This is a genomic window from Colwellia sp., from assembly GCF_013214175.1.
Classification (GTDB): domain Bacteria; phylum Pseudomonadota; class Gammaproteobacteria; order Enterobacterales; family Alteromonadaceae; genus Colwellia.
In genome coordinates, this window is record NZ_JABSPA010000002.1 from 1,132,718 (window position 1) to 1,151,536 (window position 18,819).

General features: G+C 38.2%; 14 protein-coding genes. 7 read left to right on the top strand and 7 right to left on the bottom strand.

What is annotated here, in order from left to right:
• Positions 1–155: 155 nt before the first annotated feature.
• Positions 156–2,780, bottom strand: a complete 2,625-nt coding sequence (gene mutS / locus HRT55_RS07845) for a DNA mismatch repair protein MutS (RefSeq protein ID WP_291620186.1) — start codon at positions 2,778–2,780, stop codon at positions 156–158.
• Positions 2,781–3,040: 260 nt separating this feature from the next.
• On the opposite strand from mutS, the gene HRT55_RS07850 reads away from it, so the two are divergent.
• The 5 genes from HRT55_RS07850 (at position 3,041) to HRT55_RS07870 (ending at position 9,429) form a co-directional block, all read left to right on the top strand.
• A complete protein-coding gene (locus HRT55_RS07850) occupies positions 3,041–4,309 on the top strand; it encodes a site-specific integrase (protein WP_287204468.1) in 1,269 nt (422 codons plus the stop codon).
• A 261-nt stretch (positions 4,310–4,570) separates the two neighbouring features.
• On the top strand, positions 4,571–5,620 hold the full coding sequence (locus tag HRT55_RS07855) for a DNA cytosine methyltransferase (RefSeq protein WP_287204469.1): 1,050 nt from the start codon (positions 4,571–4,573) through the stop codon (positions 5,618–5,620).
• 10 nt (positions 5,621–5,630) lie between these two features.
• Positions 5,631–6,674 carry a hypothetical protein gene (locus HRT55_RS07860; RefSeq protein WP_287204470.1) on the top strand — a complete coding sequence of 348 codons (1,044 nt, stop codon included), beginning with the start codon at positions 5,631–5,633 and terminating at the stop codon, positions 6,672–6,674.
• A complete protein-coding gene (locus HRT55_RS07865; protein WP_287204471.1) occupies positions 6,658–8,496 on the top strand; it encodes a hypothetical protein in 1,839 nt (612 codons plus the stop codon). Before HRT55_RS07860 ends, HRT55_RS07865 begins: the two co-directional genes overlap by 17 nt.
• Positions 8,497–8,505: 9 nt before the next feature.
• Positions 8,506–9,429 carry a hypothetical protein gene (locus HRT55_RS07870; protein ID WP_287204472.1) on the top strand — a complete coding sequence of 308 codons (924 nt, stop codon included), beginning with the start codon at positions 8,506–8,508 and terminating at the stop codon, positions 9,427–9,429.
• A 56-nt stretch (positions 9,430–9,485) separates the two neighbouring features.
• Here HRT55_RS07870 and mobF read toward each other — a convergent pair whose 3' ends face one another.
• From mobF to HRT55_RS20960, 5 genes are all read right to left on the bottom strand, one after another.
• Positions 9,486–12,038, bottom strand: a complete 2,553-nt coding sequence (gene mobF, locus HRT55_RS07875; protein ID WP_287204473.1) for a MobF family relaxase — start codon at positions 12,036–12,038, stop codon at positions 9,486–9,488.
• Complete coding sequence (locus tag HRT55_RS07880) at positions 12,013–13,770, bottom strand: type IV secretion system DNA-binding domain-containing protein (protein ID WP_287204474.1); 1,758 nt, start codon at positions 13,768–13,770, stop codon at positions 12,013–12,015. The genes mobF and HRT55_RS07880 overlap by 26 nt, the downstream gene beginning before the upstream one ends.
• The gene (locus HRT55_RS07885) at positions 13,770–14,051 is read right to left on the bottom strand and encodes a hypothetical protein (protein WP_287204475.1); all 282 of its coding nucleotides are present in this window, start codon (positions 14,049–14,051) and stop codon (positions 13,770–13,772) included. Before HRT55_RS07885 ends, HRT55_RS07880 begins: the two co-directional genes overlap by 1 nt.
• 161 nt (positions 14,052–14,212) lie before the next feature.
• Positions 14,213–14,710, bottom strand: coding sequence for a hypothetical protein (locus tag HRT55_RS07890; RefSeq protein WP_287204476.1), 498 nt, complete (start codon positions 14,708–14,710; stop codon positions 14,213–14,215).
• Between the two features lie 18 nt (positions 14,711–14,728).
• Entirely contained in the window at positions 14,729–14,917 is a 189-nt protein-coding gene (locus tag HRT55_RS20960) for a helix-turn-helix domain-containing protein (RefSeq protein ID WP_353805749.1), read from the bottom strand.
• Positions 14,918–15,082: 165 nt separating this feature from the next.
• Between HRT55_RS20960 and HRT55_RS07895 the strand changes: the two genes are divergently transcribed.
• Positions 15,083–16,660 (top strand): hypothetical protein, encoded by a 1,578-nt coding sequence (locus tag HRT55_RS07895; protein WP_287204477.1) that lies wholly within the window; start codon positions 15,083–15,085, stop codon positions 16,658–16,660.
• 450 nt (positions 16,661–17,110) lie between these two features.
• On the opposite strand, the gene HRT55_RS07900 is transcribed toward HRT55_RS07895, so the two are convergent.
• Positions 17,111–17,731, bottom strand: coding sequence for a LysE/ArgO family amino acid transporter (locus HRT55_RS07900; protein WP_291616462.1), 621 nt, complete (start codon positions 17,729–17,731; stop codon positions 17,111–17,113).
• Between the two features lie 137 nt (positions 17,732–17,868).
• On the opposite strand from HRT55_RS07900, the gene HRT55_RS07905 reads away from it, so the two are divergent.
• A complete protein-coding gene (locus tag HRT55_RS07905; protein ID WP_291620194.1) occupies positions 17,869–18,765 on the top strand; it encodes a LysR family transcriptional regulator ArgP in 897 nt (298 codons plus the stop codon).
• The last annotated feature ends 54 nt before the right edge of the window (positions 18,766–18,819 follow it).

The window sequence follows — 18,819 nt, forward strand, 5'->3', positions numbered from 1 at the left end:
TAATAAAATCTGGGCAAAGCGCCAAGGGAACATTAATAGCCAGTCCCCAATCCAATAGCCTAAGATAAAAAAAGCAGCTAGCTGAGTATGTTAACTCAATTGCTGCTTTAGTTATTTGTTAGTTAATAGTTAACGTTGCTCTTAATGTAGTTCCTTTAAAGCTGTTCCTTTAAAGAAAAGAGTAACTCTAATGCTTGTCTCGGGCTTAAATCATTTACATCGGTATCGGCAAGTGTTGTTAATATAGGATGTTCATCTGGGGCTAAGCTCAGCTGCTCAAAAACATCACTTTGTATCGGCGTAGCAGTCAACACTGTGGGGGCTTGCTGCTGCTCTAATTCAGCTAACCTTTGCTTAGCACGTTTTATCACCAGTTTAGGTACACCCGCTAATTGCGCTACTTGTAAACCAAAACTTTTACTTGCTGCTCCCTCTTGCACTGCGTGCATAAATACTATTTTATCGTCATGCTCCATGGCATCTAAGTGGACATTGGCAAGGGTTTCAATTTGCTCAGCTAACATGGTTAATTCGAAATAATGCGTGGCAAAGAGGGTAAAGGCCTTAGTTTTAAGTGCCAGCATTTCTGCACAGGCCCAGGCCAGTGATAAGCCATCGTACGTACTCGTTCCTCGACCAATTTCATCAAGTAATACTAAACTTCTGTCAGTAGCGTTATGCAAGATATTGGCGGTTTCCGTCATTTCGACCATAAAGGTAGAACGACCACTAGCTAGATCATCTGAGGCGCCAATGCGGGTAAATATTCTATCAACTACGCCAATAGTTGCACTGTCAGCAGGGACATAACAACCGATATGAGCCAGCAAAACAATTAAGGCTGTTTGGCGCATATAGGTTGATTTACCGCCCATGTTTGGCCCGGTAATAATGAGCATCTTGCGTTGTTCGGTTAACAATACCGGGTTAGCGATAAAGGCATTGTTGGTCATTTGTTCAACGACAACGTGACGACCAGCATCAATGCTTATACCTGCCTCTTTGACTAAGTTTGGCTTAACATAGTTTAACGCTAATGCACGCTCGGCGAAGGTGGTTAACACATCAAGCTCGGCGATAGCCTGGCTTAATTGCTGTAATTGCGCTAAATCTGGCATAACTTTAGCGAATAATTCTTGATAAAGTGTTTTTTCTAGGGCTAAAAATTTGCTTTGCGCGCTCAGTACCTTATGTTCATGTTCTTTTAATTCTTCGGTAATAAAGCGTTCATTATTTTTTAAGGTTTGACGACGGATATAATTATCAGGGACATTAGCAGCCGCAGTACGGCTCATTTCAATGAAAAAGCCATGGACCTTGTTGTAGCCAACTTTTAGTGAGTGAATGCCAGTACTTTCTTTCTCTCGTTGTTCAAGCTGTGCTAAAAATTCAGTAGCGCCATCACTTAAATCGCGTAATACATCGAGTTCGCTATTATAACCTGGGGCAATAACGCCGCCATCACGAATAAGTACCGGTGGATTGTCAATTATGGCATGCTCAAGTAAGCCTTGTAACGCCGGCATTGGTTGGCTTTGTTGGGCAATGGTGCTTAAGTAATTAGGAGCTGACTCACTTGGTTGTTCATTCTGTGACCCAGTCTGTAACTCACTTTGCAGCTCTGGCAACTGCTGTAGTGCATGACGTAAGCGAGCAAAGTCTCGTGGTCGTGCCGAGCCTAAAGCAATACGCGAAACAATACGTTCAATATCGCCTAAGCCTTTTAATATTGGCTGTACTGGCGTGATTAGGTCTAACGCTATAATATCGCTGACAGTATTTTGGCGATTGTGCAGCACAGTTAAGTCACGTAATGGGAAGTGTAACCAACGTTTAAGTAAACGCGAACCCATTGGCGTGGAGGATTTATCTAAAATTGATGCCAGTGTATTCTCAAAACCACCTTGCAAGTTTTGGGTCAGCTCTAAATTTCGCCTAGTGGCTGCATCAAGTACGACACCTTTATTGGCTGACTCACAAATAATAGCGCGTATATGAGGCAGGGCAGTACGTTGGGTATCTTTAACATATTGAAATAAACAACCGGCTGCTGCTAAGCCTAATGGCTTATCATCAACACCAAAGCCGGTTAATTCTTTAGTCTCAAACTGGGTATTTAATAGCTTAATTGCGGTATCGAGATCAAACTCCCATTCGGGGCGACGACGTAGACCTTTTCTTTGCTCGATTAAACTAAAGTCTTGTATTGACTCACTGTAAAGTAATTCCGCTGGAGATAATCTTTGCAATTCTGCTTGTAGTTGCTCACTGGTTTGCGGCTCAGTTAAGACAAAGCGGCCACTGGCCATATCTAAATAGGCCAGACCAAAAGCCGGAGCTGAGCTAGTTTTTAGTTTTGCTTGTGGTGATTGGTTATCAACGATGGCGACAATGAGGTTATCTTGTCTATCCGTTAACAGGGCTTCATCACTGAGCGTACCTGGAGTGATAACCCGTACTACTTTACGCTCAACCGGACCCTTACTGGTAGCAGGGTCACCTATTTGTTCACAAATAGCGACTGACTCACCTAAAGCGACTAACTTTGCTAAGTAATTCTCCACCGCGTGATAAGGCACGCCAGCCATGGGAATAGCGTTACCACCAGTTTTACCGCGAGCGGTAAGGGAAATATCTAACAAGTCCGATGCTTTTTTAGCATCATCAAAAAATAACTCATAGAAATCGCCCATGCGATAAAAGATCAATATATGAGGAAACTCAGCCTTAATGGTTAAGTACTGGCGCATCATAGGTGTGTGTTTGGATAGATCTTGCATGTTTTTATTACACTTTTTGTTTCGTATAGCTAGTTGTGCGGCTATTTGTGTGTTTGTTTTAACCTAGTGAAATAAACTGAAATTTCAATTAATCTTATGGATTTCCATCGAAAAGTGTAGGTTTTAGTGTAGGTTTTTTTCGTGTATACTTTTTATTCATTAAAACCTACATCAGATCACTAATGTTTTAATATATAACAGCAATAATACTGATATTAAAAAGCGAGTGCTATAGCTATTACTATTGAAAGGTAAAATAAATGATAAATGAGCGAAAACCTTTAAACGCTGCAACAATAAAAGCCATGAAGTCAGAAGATAGAGATCTTTCGGATATAGAAGAAAATGAAGGCTTACGAGTATCTTGTGGTAGTTCGGGAGCTAAGACATTTTTTTATCGTTATAAAAGTCCTATCACAATTAAGCTGTGTCAGATTAAAATTGGTCGTTTTCCTTCAACATCATTAGCTGATGCTAGAGTTAAGTTGCAAGCATTAAAAGTTATTCGTCAAGATGGTCGTTGCCCCGCTAGCGAACAAAAACAATCTAAAAAAGATAAAATTATAACAGAACAAAAGCTCTCTTCGAGAATGACTGTTACAGATGTTGTTGAGCTTTATTTATCACGATACATCGAAGATCGCATAATGGATGGGCGGCTTATACAAGGAGCAAGGAAAAAAAAAGGACAAAACGAAACTAGGAGAACATTATACGGTGATGCTGTAAAAGTATTAGGAGATCGTTATGCAGAGGAAATTACCCGCAAAGATATCGTTAATATGGTCATGAGTATTGTCGAGCGCGGCTCAAATGTTCAAGCTGGTAATGTGCTGAGAGAATTTACTGCAGCTTATGAATACTCTATAGGGCTTGAGAAATTTTCTGATGAATTTGCTAACCCTGCATTATTAGCAAAAAATAGCCTGCGCCAAGCTAAAGTTCGTCTTACCTCAAAAAAGGGGACTCGTGTTTTATCAGATAAAGAATTAGCTAAACTTTTAAGCTGGTTACCAAGCTCGGCTTTTACACAAACTCAAAAGAGAATTCTTCGCTTCACCTTGTGGACAGGTTGTCGAACAGGGGAGATTTGTAGTGCTGAATGGAACGATATTGACTTAAGTAAGGGGGTCTGGCATTTAAAGGCAACAAAAACTGATGTTGAGCGTTATGTGCAATTGCCTCAACAAGCTGTAGATTTTCTTAAACAATTAAAGCTCGAAACCGGGAGGTATTTATTTCCTTCAATTAAAACAGGCTTACCGATCCAGCAAAAGGCTATAACGGAACAAGCTTGGCTTATGCGGCGTGACGAACGCATGATTGATATTGAGCACTGGGTTCCACATGATTTACGGCGTACAGTACGAACTGGCTTATCTCGATTGAGGTGTCCAAGTGAAGTTGCTGAAGCTGTATTGGGGCATGCTCGTTCAGGTATTGAGGGCACCTATGATTTACATAAATATGAAAGTGGTTGTAAAGAGTGGTTGCAAATATGGGCTGATCATATGGATTTATTACTTTGATGGTAACTTGTTAACATTAGTGGTACGTCCTATTTGTACACAAAAGAGTAAACCGATGCCTATAACTAAATTTTTGTTAATTAGAATAGACGATATGTTTTGTAGTATTTGACCGTGTTATTCACCCCCTCGCAACAAATAAAGTAACATCAATGCATTATAAATAAAGCAACTGCATTGATTTGATTTTTGAGATATAATTGCGAGTCATTATATCTCGAAGCTTAAATCAAACGCTTAAAATAAGAATAATATAATTAAATGATAGGAATCGACCTTTTTTCTGGTGCAGGTGGGATGTCTTTAGGCGCAAGGATGGCGGGCATTGATGTGCAAGTCGTTGTTGAGCAAGATAAATATGCGGCTCAAACTTATCTTGCTAATCATACGCCAAAAGTAGAAATGTTTAATGGTGATATACGAGATTTCAATCCAGAGCCAATAAAATCCAAACAACCTGTAATTGTATTTGGAGGACCTCCTTGTCAAGGTTTTTCAACTTCAAACCAAAGAACAAGAAATAGCGAAAACTCCAATAACTGGCTTTTTAAAGAATTCATACGGGTTGCTAAAATTTATCAGCCAGATTGGATAGTTTTTGAAAATGTGAGAGGTATACTAGAAACTGAAAAGGGACAGTTTGTAAATTTCGTCAAGAAAGCTTTTACAGACCTAGGTTACTCTGTAAGTGATAGCTTACTTTTTTCAGAACAGTTTGGCATCCCTCAAAAAAGAGCTCGTTATTTTATTGTCTGCTCAAAATCAAAAGATAAAAGCTTTACTTTCCCTAAAGCAACTACTTGTCAACCTGTTACTGTCAATGATGCCATTGGTGACTTACCGCGTTTAAAAAACGGGCATAATGTTAGCTTTCAAAAATATAGAAATTGTGAAGTTAGCACTTATGCGAAAAGCATGAAAAGCAAAGAAAGTGGATGTGAAAATCATTTAGTAACCAAGAATAGTGAGTTGATAGTTAATCGATATAAACATATTCCACAAGGTGGGAATTGGGAGAATATACCTGCTCAGTTAATGGCTAACTATAAAGATAGAACCCGTTGTCACACTGGAATATACAAACGTTTAAGCGAAAATTCTCCTTCGATTGTTATTGGGAACTATAGAAAAAATATGCTTATTCATCCCGTTGAGAATAGAGGACTATCTGTTAGGGAAGCTGCTAGACTCCAATCTTTTCCTGACGACTTTGTGTTCAAAGGTTCTATTGGATACCAACAGCAACAAGTTGGAAATGCTGTGCCCCCTTTATTGGCGAAAGCTATTTTTGAAAAAATAATAAAAAGTTAGAGATATTTAGATGTTACCTTTAGAAAGAATACTTGAAATAAAGTCCAAAGAAACTGGTTCATTTCCCAACGGGGATGATTCATATTTCAAAAGATATGAGCAAATAAAAGCCTATTTAAGTAAAAATGTATATAAATACATTGGTGCTGGTACTTCAGCGGAAGATCAAGGTGTTTATACTGATCATTCCATTGACCATTTCAATGAAGTTATTCTATTCGCCGGTAAATTATTAGGTATTGAGGAAAATAACAAGGTTGATGAGTATGCTGATAAGTTAGAAATATCTCCATATGAAATTTATATAACTCTTGTTTCTATTTTATTACATGACGCTGGCAATATCCTTGGCAGAGATGAGCATGAAAAGAAAACATTTCAGATATTCATGGATATGGGGGATGCTATTTGTTCCGATAAGTTCGAAGCAAAACCAATAGCATCTATAGCAGAAGTACACGGCGGCGAGATAACATTATCTGATGGCACAGTATCCAAAGATACAATTAGCAAACTGAATAATACTGATACTTATCATAGTATTATTTTTAGACCTCGGTTGATTGCAGCATTAGTCAGATTTGCAGACGAGATATGCGAAAGTAGAAACCGAGCAGCTCGGTTCTTATTAAAGCAAAATGCATTACCTGAATGGAGTCAAGTTTACCACCGTTATGCTGATAGTATTTCCTCTGTAATAGTTGATTCAGGAGGAGGGTGCGTCAATTTGAAATTTGAAATTACTAAGAAAAACTTAGTAGAAACATACGGGAAGGGTAGTAAAGATAATATAAAACAGGTTTACTTAATCGATGAGATTTTTGCTCGATTAGAAAAAATGTATTACGAACTTCATTATTGCAGAAGGTTCATGATTGGCACAATTAACATCCATAAAATTAGAGCAAGTATTATAATTTACGACGAAAATATGGATGAAATTGAAAACAAACCTATTGAACTGGAAGAACAAGGCTATCCTAGTGGTTTATCATGCTTAAAAACAAAACATTCAGAATGGTGTGGTGAGGTACTGTATGAGAAATACAAATAATAACAAGGATGTTAATTTGAAAAACCCATTTGAAGTCAAAACACCAGAAACTTTAACACCAGAAGATATTGCGTCTCTATTTATAGATGTTTTTACTGATTTCCCTAGGTTATTAGCAGCCGAACATACTTTTTTAAATGGTCCACGAGGAAGTGGTAAAAGTATGATGCTTAGGTATCTAGAACCCAAAGTGCAACTTGCTGCTCACAAAGTGAAAAAAACCAGTGAACTAAAGCATTTTGCAATTCATATGCCAATCAAAAAAGCTAGCTATAGCTTAAGTGAATTGGAAAGATTAAGCGGTTCACCTTACAATTTATTAGCAGAACATTTTCTTATAACTAACGCGATTAAACATATTTTAGAGTCGTTATTAGACATATCGAGTTCTTGTACTAAAGATTTAAATGAAATTAATGATTTTGCAAAAAAAACACATCGCCTTGCCAAAGGTAGTGGTTCATCATTTGAAATTGATGTTTTAGATTTTACATGCCCAGATAAAGTAATTGCGGAAGTTTTAGAGTTATTCAATCATGAAACCATGTTAGCTAAAGTATATATTCGTAACTTAGCTTTTGAAGCAGTGTTAAGCCCATATAATGAGGCTCTATTTGGATATGATGATTTTTTCTTACCTTTCATCAAGCTGATAAAAAATCTATCATGCACTCCAAGTGGTCCTATTTATTTAATGGTAGATGATGCTGATAATTTGACAGTAAGAATGCAACAAATTTTAAATGGTTGGGTTTCTTATAGATCAACCAATGATATTTGTTTAAAAGTATCTACGCAGCAAAGATACAAGACATGGCGTACGAGCCAAGGGATTTTAATCGAGTCTCCTCATGACTTTTCAGAAATTGATATTAGACAGGTATATACATCAAAACAGTCTGGCCATTATTATGACCGTGTTTTACAAATTGTATCTCGACGTTTAGAGTTAAGTGGTTTCACTAATATAGACCCCAATATATTTTTCCCTACAAACTCTGATCAAGATATAAAGCTTGAAAAAGTTAAAAATAAAATAAAATTAAAATGGGAAAATGGTGAAGGTGTATCCAGTAGGAAATCTGATGACGTCGTTAGATATGCAATGTCAGAGTATATGAAAGAGTTAGCGCTAAGTAAGAAAAAAAACACTTACAGTTATGCTGGTTTTAAAAGTTTAGTGAACCTTTCGTCAGGTATGATTCGTAACTTCCTTGAGCCTGCAGCAATAATGTATTCGGAACTGAGGGCTCTAGACACTACTAGTCAGATAGATACGATACCACATGATGTACAGAACTCTGTTTTATACAACTGGTCTCAGGAATATATGCTTAATGGGTTTGATAAATTAGAGCAGGATGAATTATACAAACAAGTACCTGTTGATTCGCAAGAAGCAATTAATATATTTAGTGACTCAACAAAAATAGAAAAAATTAAAAATCTAATTACCGCTCTTGGAGAAAGCTTTCAGCAAAAGTTACTCTCGGATGATTCTGAGCGACGCTACATTTCATTTATGCTTTCGTCTACTCCTGATGCAGAACTGACTGATATTTTGAATACCGCCGTAGAGTGGGGGTATTTACAAAAATCCACTATAGCGAGGAAAGAAGGTATTGGTCGAAACATTCTTTATATTTTAAATAGAAGATTAGCGCCATATTTTAAATTAGACGCATCTGGCTATGCAGCACATTTATCAATTACTCCTAATATGTTGTTAATAGCAATGTCTTCTCCTAGAGCTTTTGTAAGAGAAAGGTTTAAGGATAGAAAAGGAAGTATTGCACCTCAACCACAACAAAGCTTGTTTTAAGGATTGAGAATGGTTATCAAAAAAAATATCACTGATTTACATGATTCAATTAATATGGATGTCGATTATTTTTTGACATGTGCTAGTTTTGAGGATAGATGTTTAACAATAGTTGAAGGTATAGATCACCGAAAAATAAGCAATGTGTTGATGTTTTACGTTAAGCAATTTGAAAGATACACTTTAGAAAATCGCAATAAAATTAAATCTTTATATCAAGACAAAGTTCAAGAGTTACCTTACGGACATGATAGGCCAACAGACTTTGCAGATTTATTATTAAGTAAACTTGAAGAAATAACAGATAAATCACTTATTGTTGACATATCAACATTTACACGTGAATCATTGTTGATTTTAGTAAAGTTTTTTGATTTACACCGTGCAAGATTTAAATCTGTAAACTTATTTTATAGAGCCGCAGAAGTTAATCAAATACTTAGTAAAGGCATCATAGATGTAAGGTCTGTACTAGGGTATATGGGGGACATAGAGATGAGTAAACCATTACACTTAATAGTTTTGAATGGGTTTGAATTTGAGCGAGCTAAATACATTATTGATGTATTTGAACCAGACTACATTTCAATCGGCTGTGGTAGTCAATCAGGTTCAATTAACACCGAGCTGCATGACCGAAACGTTGAATTTACAAATAAATTAATCGCTTATTATCCTAAAGATAACATTTCATTGTTTGAACATTCTTTACAAGAACCTGAGTTAACTCGTGATACTTTGTTAGAAGTGGTAAACAGTAAGCCTGACTGTAATAGCGTGATAGCACCATTAAATAACAAACTATCAACTCTGGGGGCTGGATTAGCGGCAATTAAAAACCCCTCTGTACAGCTTTGCTATACTCAAGCTGCTGATTACAACGTAAACTACTCTAAAAAATTAGATGATGTTTATATATATAAATTAGTTTAAAGGCTTTTATAAGGTGACTTTTCAATCATAAAAGTTCACCCTCTATATCTTCGGCTTTATAATGCTATTGACATGGCTAAATCAAATCCAGCTTGATGCTGGGGTTGAACTTGTTGCTCAGCCAAATATTCTACGGCAAGATACTTTTCTTTGTTGGTACTCATGCAACGCGCTAATGTCGTTAAGCGCGTTTGCTCTGTGCCCGCAATACCTTTATCAGACGCACCGCTTAAGGTATCCATTTCCTGTGAATTCACAAACCAATGACAATTATCTTTATGCCTTGAACCTGCGACATAGCTTGCAGATCTGTCCATGCCTGAGCTGTAATAAACAAAAACATCTCCATCAACCGTGCTGCCTTGACTCGCATAAACCGTTGTCGCATAAGATTGAACCATGAATAAACTTCCATGCTCATCACAATAATCCGAACGGTTAAATGAGACTGTGCGGCCATCATCACAGCGAATAGTAAAATGAATATCTTCGCCGTTTTGCTCAACAGACTCAATAGTGCCAAGTTGGCCGTTGGTTAAATCTTTTCGATAGTCGTTGCGGGTAAAGCGAATGCGCTCACCCATTGAAAATTGAAAGCTCATAATGTTCTTACCTACCACACAATCGAGTTCGATGTTTTCATTACCGAGATTGCCTTGTGCTTGATGGACTTGTCGTACTAAATCGTTCAGTGGTTTTACATCACGCCAACGCTGAGCCAATATCATCGTGTCTTTATCAGGATTATCTTGGCAATATTGTTGCCACCGTTTGACTAATTCCATTCGTGCTTGTTGAGCATCATCTGCGAAGCTGAGTAGTTCACGTTGTTTATGAGCCAATAACGCGTCCATTGCATTCCCTGTGCGTAATTGGCCAACAGCCTCACACGCCCAAGGCTCACGTTGTCGCCGTATGGTTTTTACTCTGGCACAACCTTGCCGTTGTGATAAATACCGTAAACTTCCTGTGTGAGTAATTGCATCGAGTTGCTGCTGCTCACCCACTAAAATGAGTTTACCTCCTGCGTTGTATATCGCGGTCATTAGTGTGTTTAAATCGGGGCTTGATAGTTGACCCGCTTCATCGACGACCACCACGGTATTCGTCAATTTTGTTTTACCACTTTCAAGTTCAATTAATAACTTCGCCAAAGTACTTGAGATAATGCCTGTCTCCTCTTCGAGCTGTTTAGCTGCTTGGCGGGCAATAGTCGCGCCTATCACCTTAAACCCCGCACTTTCATAAGCGATTTTTACTGCTTGTGTTGAGGTTGATTTACCCGCTCCTGCGGCTCCTTGTAATATGTCTAAACTGGTTTGACACATTGAAAAAACGCCTTCTATTTGCTCATCAGATAGAGAAAAATCTTGGTTAGCTGCTTGTTGGCTTACTGCATTTAAAATGGTGTGCTCAGGCAATTGATAATGGTTTTGTTGTTGTAGTTTGTCGGCATATTCAATCAGTGTTTTTTCAAGTGCTATCATCGCAGGAGTTGAAAATAATTGATTGTTGTTCATATCGATCCCTAAAAAAACAACCTCTTGTTGCTCAATCATTGTTTGTACAGTGTACTCAATTTCACATAAATCGGTATGTTGCCACTGGGCTTCAATGGCAACTGCGGCATATAAATCTTGTAGGCGAAACACTGCTTGTTTTTCAACAACGCGCTCAACAATCGATGACAAAGGCAGTGGCATAGGGATAACTTCAACATTTTTGTCTTGTATTGATGCTAAATGTTTTGAAGTAAACCCTAAGGTATTTAGCATGCTGTGCCATTCTTTAAACAATGCCGGTCTATCAATTTTTTGTTTATGAGCGCGCGTTTTTAATGCAATGGCATCTCCTATTTTAGAAGAGCTATTACTGACATTAAGAGCTTCCATCACCGCTTCAATCGCTTGTGCTCTTTTGGAAAAATGCCGACAAATGCTACGGCTTACGCCTTTAACTTCAAAATGATCTTTGCCGTCAGGTTGCTCAATATGAAAGCCCATATCACGCAAGTGATTTGCTAATGTCGCACGGTAAACCGCTCCTGCGGCTTTTTGCCATAAAAACAAATGGCGAGATTCTAACGTCCCCCACGTTCCATCATGGCGAGGTGCAATGTTCCCTATAAGGCAGTGGGTATGTAATTGTGGATCGCGAGCACGAGAAGTACAGTGATCAAATAACGCAGCAACAAGGCCTACAACGGATTCTTGCTGTTTTCCTCCGTGACCTCTTCGCGTGATAGCTGCATGTTGCTCAATAAATCGTAATGCGTGTTTAACTGCTTTTAATTGTCCTGCTTGAATTTCTTGTCTGCTTTTTTCATCAGACAGTGCCCAGACAAGTGATAATGATTTTGGGGCTGAAAAGGTTAGATCCCATCCTGCGCGATGTTTATTACCATGGTTTTCGCACAGAGGTGTACCATCAGGTGCATATCCCCTAAAGACATTGCGGTAGTCTTTGGTATCAACATTATCAGTTAAACCTAAGCAACGAGCACCTAGGCCAGCCCAATTGCCTTTAGGCTCTCCTCCTGAAATGTAATAATCTTCTTTGGCTAAATCACTATAATAGTCGAGGCTATTGATCGCATTCATTGATAGCATGATGCTCTCTCCTTGCTTGTAGTTGCTCACGTCGAGTAAGTGTCTGATCTGTTGATGTCATTGCGGGTTTAGCGGTATCGCTTAGCCATGGTGCTGGGCAATGCTCTTGGGCTTTATTAGGGAGCATAACAATAGGCCAACGTAATCTGTAAACCGCTTGATAGCTTGGTATCAATAAATACCCTTCAACGCCTTTACTGCTTGCTTGAGGAAGTTGTACTAAATCTGAAGGTGTCACTAATGCTTGTGTATCATGCTGCCAATTTCCTTGTCCATTGGTTGTATTACTTGGGCGTTCAACTTCACGTTCACCAAACGTTTTAGCGGTATAATGTGAGGTCTCACCAGACGCTCCCAAACGCATTGAAATAAACAAAGTAAACATGTTTAGTAATGTGTCAGCACCGTGCTCGGTGTAAAGCTGTTTTAGCTGTGATATCGACTGAGTGCCCATGACGATTCGACACCCTTTACTGCGTCCTAGGCTCATCCATTCCATCAACGCATCGTTGCGTGGTAAATTGCCCAACTCATCAATAAATAACCATAATTCGCGCTTGCTGTCATTACACTGGGATAAGATGTTTGCGGTCATAAGAGCAATGAGCGTATTAGCTAGAGGTGCGCCAATGTCCTTATATCTTTTGTCTGCTTGCACTAAAATGATGGGTTTGTCAGTATCGACTTGCTCTACCCATTTGTTAATTGAAAAGCCATTTTCATAAGCACGTGGCCAGGCTTTAGCGAGGGTGAATATCCACCCGAGCGAGCCAAGCAGTTGTGCGAAAAAACTTTGGGTCGTTTTGCTATTCTCAACAATAAATCGAGCGGCACGCGGGTAATGTTGTGTTAGCTGTTTATTGAGTGTGACTTCATCAAGAGACAATATTTGGGCAAGTTCAGCCCATCCCCATGTTGATGTAGTTCGATTTAATATTTCTATCATGCCAACCAAAATCATACGAGCGCCATTGCTCCATAAAGGGTCGTTAGAATCAACAATTATGTTCTCAGCGATAAGTTGTGCTCGTGAAGCTGTATTAGCATCTGCACTGATGTCCCATGCTTGACTGCGTGCATCCCACGGTGCAATCAAAATACAGTTTGTTGATGAATAAAAAAGTGAGGTAAACTCTCTCTTTTCATCATAAATGAAAACACGTTCACCGCGGTCAATAACTTGTTGCATAATTGGAATAATGGACATGGTTTTGCCTGTGCCTTGTGCGCCAACGACCGCCACATTACCACTTTCTCGTGCACGTGTTATGGCGATGTCAGGATGTATATTTAACCCTTGTCGATGCTGCTCTGACAGCTCTTTTTTTAGTTGTTGCTTAGCGTGTTTTTGTGCTGTTTGGTAAAAATACAAACGCGCACCAGAGATGTGCTTTAATCGATCTTGACCTCCAGGATAATAAAAAGAACGACCAACAATAAAAGCTAAATACAGTGCGGTGATAAGTGGCAATGTGAGGTGAGCAACAAAGTGTATGTGATACTCAGCAATCGATTGCCAATAGTGGTGCCACTCATAGGTGCTTCGATATAAAGACAAATCGATTAACGCATCCATAAAATAAGGGACGTGAGAGGAAAACCGCCCCCAATTTGAGCCAAGGTGCCATGTGTAATTTAACAGCACAGCATAGGTTATGATAAACGTGATAATTGCCATGAGGGCAATGTCGACCCAGTTTTGACGACGTACTGACGGAGGAAGGTTGCTCATCACCATTTCACTCCTAATTCATGCAGTTGTTTCATTGCGTGCTGACGTTCATCAGCTTTAAGACCAAGGGTAGTACTAAGCATCTCAAATGTGTTTTTACGTTGACGTTGTTCGAGCCTTAACAGCAATTGTTGTATTTGTTGCTGCTGTTGATAGTGCGCCCATGATTTGCGGATCATGTCCGCTACAGAGCAACCGCGTAGCTCTGATTGTTGTAGTAATAGCAAGTGATCTTCCTTTGAAAAACGAACGGTGACAGCCTTGTCTAGTGGTTTGCTCATGATGAATACTCCGAAAACATGAATGAATTAAGTAGGTTAGGTGCGCTAAACTAAGCGCACCGATGCGGTAAACCGATACATGGATATAGCCTTTAGTTACAGCTTATCTGGGGCGATGACAAGTAGGCAGCGCTTCCACCAACGGTGAGTAGCGTTTGAGTTCAATATCTGTGTTTAATATCTTGAAAGAAATCAGTGACACTCTCGTGTGCAATATCATGGTCTAGTGCCCATTTGCAAAACACTTCGGGCACCATAAACTCGACTGATAAAGGCTTCATAAACCGTAATATGCTTTGAAATTTAGCATCGTAGCGTTCGTGATAGATGATAGGGAATTCTATTGCAAAGTGTTTAAAGAGAAACGGATCAAAGCCACAAGATAGACAGGTAGCTTCGTGTAGCGTCCAAAATTCTTTATCTTGATATTCGATTTGTATCAACTGATTAATGAATTGTGAAGGACTCTCAAAAGTGCTCTTTATTTGTCGCTCAATGTAATCCATTAGCTCGCAAATCGCAGGCTGTTTCATCAATGTGTCAAATGTGATGTTGGTTTGAAGCTGTTGAGCTTCTCGTACAGTTCTGAAAACTAAGGCATTGATCGCGTTAAATTCATCCGACTGATATTCAGGTGTTGCTGAGCTTTTATCATCCATGATAAAAATCCTCGTAGGTTAGTTAGTGTTTGTTAATGATTGCAAATAATCGTTTATATCCGCTCGGATCCAGCGTTTTGAACGCGAATTTATAGTTACCATTTTAGGCAAGTTTCCTTGCTTCAACATACGCCAAATCGTTACTTTACTGATGTTCAGCTTCTTCGAAAGCTGGTCTTGGGTGACGAAATCATCTTCGAAATACATGCAAAATCCTTTCTGCTAGTTATTTGAGGCTATATATACTAGTGCATTATTTTCTTTTATTTCGTTTATTTTCAATTAATTGTTTTTCTAAGCGTAAGTTGTTGTTTATAAGGTGTTATGAATTTATAGTGACACTTTTTAAGTGGATTGAGGTAATAGGTTAAAATGACTTTTTGTATAGGGTGGAAAACACCAATATCTTCTTTTATCATTGGTGATAGTGCAGTAACTTCCTATGATGTAAGTGCTAACCATGCAGGGTCTGAAAGTTCTTTTAAAGAACCTCAGGGAAATTTAAAGCAAGGTGAGTATATATTTGAAGGTGCTTACAAAGTTCTTTCAGATAAGGGGGTCGGGTTTGCACTAGCAGGGAACTCAGTCTTTGGAATACAACTCATCAATGAAATTACTATGCGTCTAGAGCTAGGTCTAGATATTCAAACAGCTCTGACTCACGCTGTGAATAACTATCAAGATTTCTCCTCGAAACCCTCCATCGAAATTCTTATATCGTACTTTGATGGAGAGCCTCAATTATTCACTTTAAAGAACAAAAGAACGCAATTTCTAAAAGAGGAGAATGGTTTAACTATAATAGGAACTCCATTGCCCGTGCTAGTCCAAGCTGTAAATGATATTCACTTTACATCAACAAACTTTTGGTTAGAACATGTAGGTTTACCAGAAAACGACGAAGTTTTTTTTATAAAGGTGTTAGCAACATTACAGGGGTTTAGCTCTCATTTTAATACAATGGCTGATGGGGTAGGAGGAGCATATACAGGGTTATATATAAATAAGAGTGGTGTAAACCTTCAACAAGACATTTGCTACGTTATTACAGGAGAAAATCCTGAGCACGATACGTTAAAATTAGCATCTGTTCATGTCAATGAATACCTATTGTGTATTGTTAATACAAACTCTGCAGCTCTTCTGATATCCAATAACCCAGGAAACACAACACAAGAAGAAGCTGAACAATTTCACAAGAAATCGGTAAAAAATTTCGATGAGGGGCATTTTAAATATTTTATATTTATTAATACTTTTCTTCATGTTTCCACAATAATTGATATCAACTTTAAGCATGAACATCAACTTTTGAATCTTGATATTAGGGAAGATAAACCAAAAACACTTGGCTTTTTTATGTCTCCTCAGCTGAAAGAGCTTATCAATGATAAGTATGAAGGTTTAGGAAAACCCCAAGAGCCAACGGTTTATTATATTCCATATTTACCTCCTGATCAGGGAGTTAGTCAACAAGTTAAGGACCTAAAATTAAGGCCTCGAAATGAGCACTTATTAACTTCCGTAGATTTTAGGTACAAACTTATTATCAAAAATAACGATGATGAGGAAGTGTTTTTCGGCTCAGAAGATATAATACTCCCATTTTTAAAGCATTATAGAGAACAAAGTGAAATCACTGTTGTTGACTCGATCACGGACTTCATAGTATTGGAATATGAGTTAGGGAAAGTAACGTTCCCTGATGATTTTAATGAACTAGATACTCATTTTGAAAGTATTCCCCCTAAAGTTAGGAAGGAAGATATTTTTCTATTTGATGTGTACTGCAATGAATCAGGGGAACAGCCTATTTTTGTATCTGTTTTAGCAAAAAATAAAACAGAGGCAGATAAAAAGATTGCTGAAAAAAATGTAAAAGAATTTGGTGAAGAAATACCCGTCATATATTCGGGGAAAATATTCTATCATCCTGCCTACAACAAGTAACTACTGACTATTCTAGGAACTTTATTATGCAGGTGTTGCCATTTTTAAAAGGATAACGAACGTTAACTCTAGGTACTAAACAGCCCTTTCAAGGGCTGCTTTCGCCCGTTTAAGGTATTCATGAGCATTACTAAAACTACCGTTAGCTAGCTTTGAAATAGCGATAGTTAACTAACTAAATGTTCAATTGCAAAAATAAGTGTAGGTTTTGGTGTAGGTGTTTTTCCCTTCGCCTTTAAAAGCGTTTATTTAATTGAGATCAACACTGGCGCATCATAGGGGTGTGTGATGAAAGATCTTTTATGGCAGTGGTCATGAAATGCTAAAACTCTTATGTTATTACAGGGTATTTATACCGATTGGTATTACCGCTCGATTATGCCATAAGGGCTATTAGCATTGCTTAACTTTTTAACAATTATTGTCAGCTATTATGTTCAGTTAAGGTAATTAACTCGCCATCCAGCTATTAAACAGTGACCAAGCGACTAACCACATAACTAAGGCAATAATGATATCTATGGTCTTTTTAACTTTTGGTCTGCTTAACTGTTTGGAAAGTTTAGCTGCGCCAAGTGCTAAACAGCTAAACCACGTTAATGAACCCAATATGCAGCCAATAAGAAAATATACTTTTACTTCATCTGAGTATTGACCACCAACACTACCAATGACCATAACAGTATCAATATAAGCGTGTGGGTTTAAAAAAGTAACCGCCAAGGTTGTTAAGAAAACAATTTTGGCTGATTTCTTTTTCAAAACAGTATCAGCAGAACTACTATTTTGGCTGAATGCAGATTTCATTGACATTAAGCCATAAACAGTTAGGAATATGATGCCACCCCAAGTAAGTATGTTGAATAAAGTCGCATTGTGTGAAAGTAAAATACTACCGCCAAGCACACCTAAACTAATTAATATCGTATCGTAAAGTACAAAAAGAGCCGCAGTCATTTTGTGATGGTTTCGACTAATGCCTTGGTTAATCAGCATAGAATTTTGTGTGCCTATGGGCATGATCATACTTAATGTTAGGGTAAAGCCTTTGGCTAAAACTAATAAGCTCATAATGGTACTCAGTAAAATAGTCAGGGGTAGTTAATAAACGCTAGTTTGCACTAATTTTCAGTTTAATTATAATTAATAATAATCAACTATCATTAGTAAAACTTATGACTGGGGTTGTGGGTTAAGAAGAGGATCTCATGGCAAACTTTGATTATAAACACCTTGCGGCATTGGCTGAGGTGATTGAGCAACAAAGCTTTGAATTAGCAGCGCAAAAACTGTTTATTTCTCAATCGGCTATTTCTCAGCGGATAAAGGCGCTAGAAGAACACATAGGGCAGCCGGTACTTATTCGTAATCAACCCATTGTTGCGACACTGGCTGGCGAAAAAATACTAAGCCACTTTAAAAAAGTTAAGCAACTTGAAGATGAACTTGTACCGATATTGTATCCTGATAAACCGATAAAACCGATGAAAGTATCTTTAGCGGTAAATGCTGACAGTATCGCTACTTGGTTTATTGAGGCCATTACGCCAGTACTTAAAAATCACTTAGTTGAATTGAATTTAATTATTGAACATGAAGAGCGTACTTTAGATAAGTTACGCAGTGGGCAAGCCATTGGTGCGGTAAGTGTTATTGAGCAGCCGCTAAAAGGGTACCGCTCTTTCAAACTTGGTGAAATGGAGTATTGCTTGGTGGCCAGTAAGGGCTTTGCCGAAGAGTACTTTCCTGATGGCGTTAACCAAAAATCGTTAAAAATGGCGCCAGCGATAAGTTATGACCATAAGGATGATATGCATGTTCGCTATATTGCTAAGCATTTTAATTTAGCTGCTAGTGAGTATTATTGTCATAGCGTGCGCTCTTCGGAGGCCTTTGTTGCGTTAGTGAAGCAAGGTGTTGCTTATTGCTTGTTACCCAAATTACAAATTGAACAAGAGTTAAGTACGGGGCAATTAATCAGTTTATGCCCAGATAAAGAGTTAGTTGAGACTTTATATTGGCATAGCTGGGTGCTGGTTAAAGGTGTTAATAAAAATATCTCCGAGCAAATAGTTAAGATTGCTCGGGAAAAATTAGCATACTAACGGTACTTTATAGTCCTTGCGTAAAATAATGCGACTGTTTATATTAATTGGTAC

Coding starts and splice junctions, on each gene's coding strand:
- mutS (WP_291620186.1), bottom strand. CDS start 2,780: ATGCAAGATCTATCCAAACACACACCTATGATGCGCCAGTACTTAACC.
- HRT55_RS07850 (WP_287204468.1), top strand. CDS start 3,041: ATGATAAATGAGCGAAAACCTTTAAACGCTGCAACAATAAAAGCCATG.
- HRT55_RS07855 (WP_287204469.1), top strand. CDS start 4,571: ATGATAGGAATCGACCTTTTTTCTGGTGCAGGTGGGATGTCTTTAGGC.
- HRT55_RS07860 (WP_287204470.1), top strand. CDS start 5,631: ATGTTACCTTTAGAAAGAATACTTGAAATAAAGTCCAAAGAAACTGGT.
- HRT55_RS07865 (WP_287204471.1), top strand. CDS start 6,658: ATGAGAAATACAAATAATAACAAGGATGTTAATTTGAAAAACCCATTT.
- HRT55_RS07870 (WP_287204472.1), top strand. CDS start 8,506: ATGGTTATCAAAAAAAATATCACTGATTTACATGATTCAATTAATATG.
- mobF (WP_287204473.1), bottom strand. CDS start 12,038: ATGCTATCAATGAATGCGATCAATAGCCTCGACTATTATAGTGATTTA.
- HRT55_RS07880 (WP_287204474.1), bottom strand. CDS start 13,770: ATGAGCAACCTTCCTCCGTCAGTACGTCGTCAAAACTGGGTCGACATT.
- HRT55_RS07885 (WP_287204475.1), bottom strand. CDS start 14,051: ATGAGCAAACCACTAGACAAGGCTGTCACCGTTCGTTTTTCAAAGGAA.
- HRT55_RS07890 (WP_287204476.1), bottom strand. CDS start 14,710: ATGGATGATAAAAGCTCAGCAACACCTGAATATCAGTCGGATGAATTT.
- HRT55_RS20960 (WP_353805749.1), bottom strand. CDS start 14,917: ATGTATTTCGAAGATGATTTCGTCACCCAAGACCAGCTTTCGAAGAAG.
- HRT55_RS07895 (WP_287204477.1), top strand. CDS start 15,083: ATGACTTTTTGTATAGGGTGGAAAACACCAATATCTTCTTTTATCATT.
- HRT55_RS07900 (WP_291616462.1), bottom strand. CDS start 17,731: ATGAGCTTATTAGTTTTAGCCAAAGGCTTTACCCTAACATTAAGTATG.
- HRT55_RS07905 (WP_291620194.1), top strand. CDS start 17,869: ATGGCAAACTTTGATTATAAACACCTTGCGGCATTGGCTGAGGTGATT.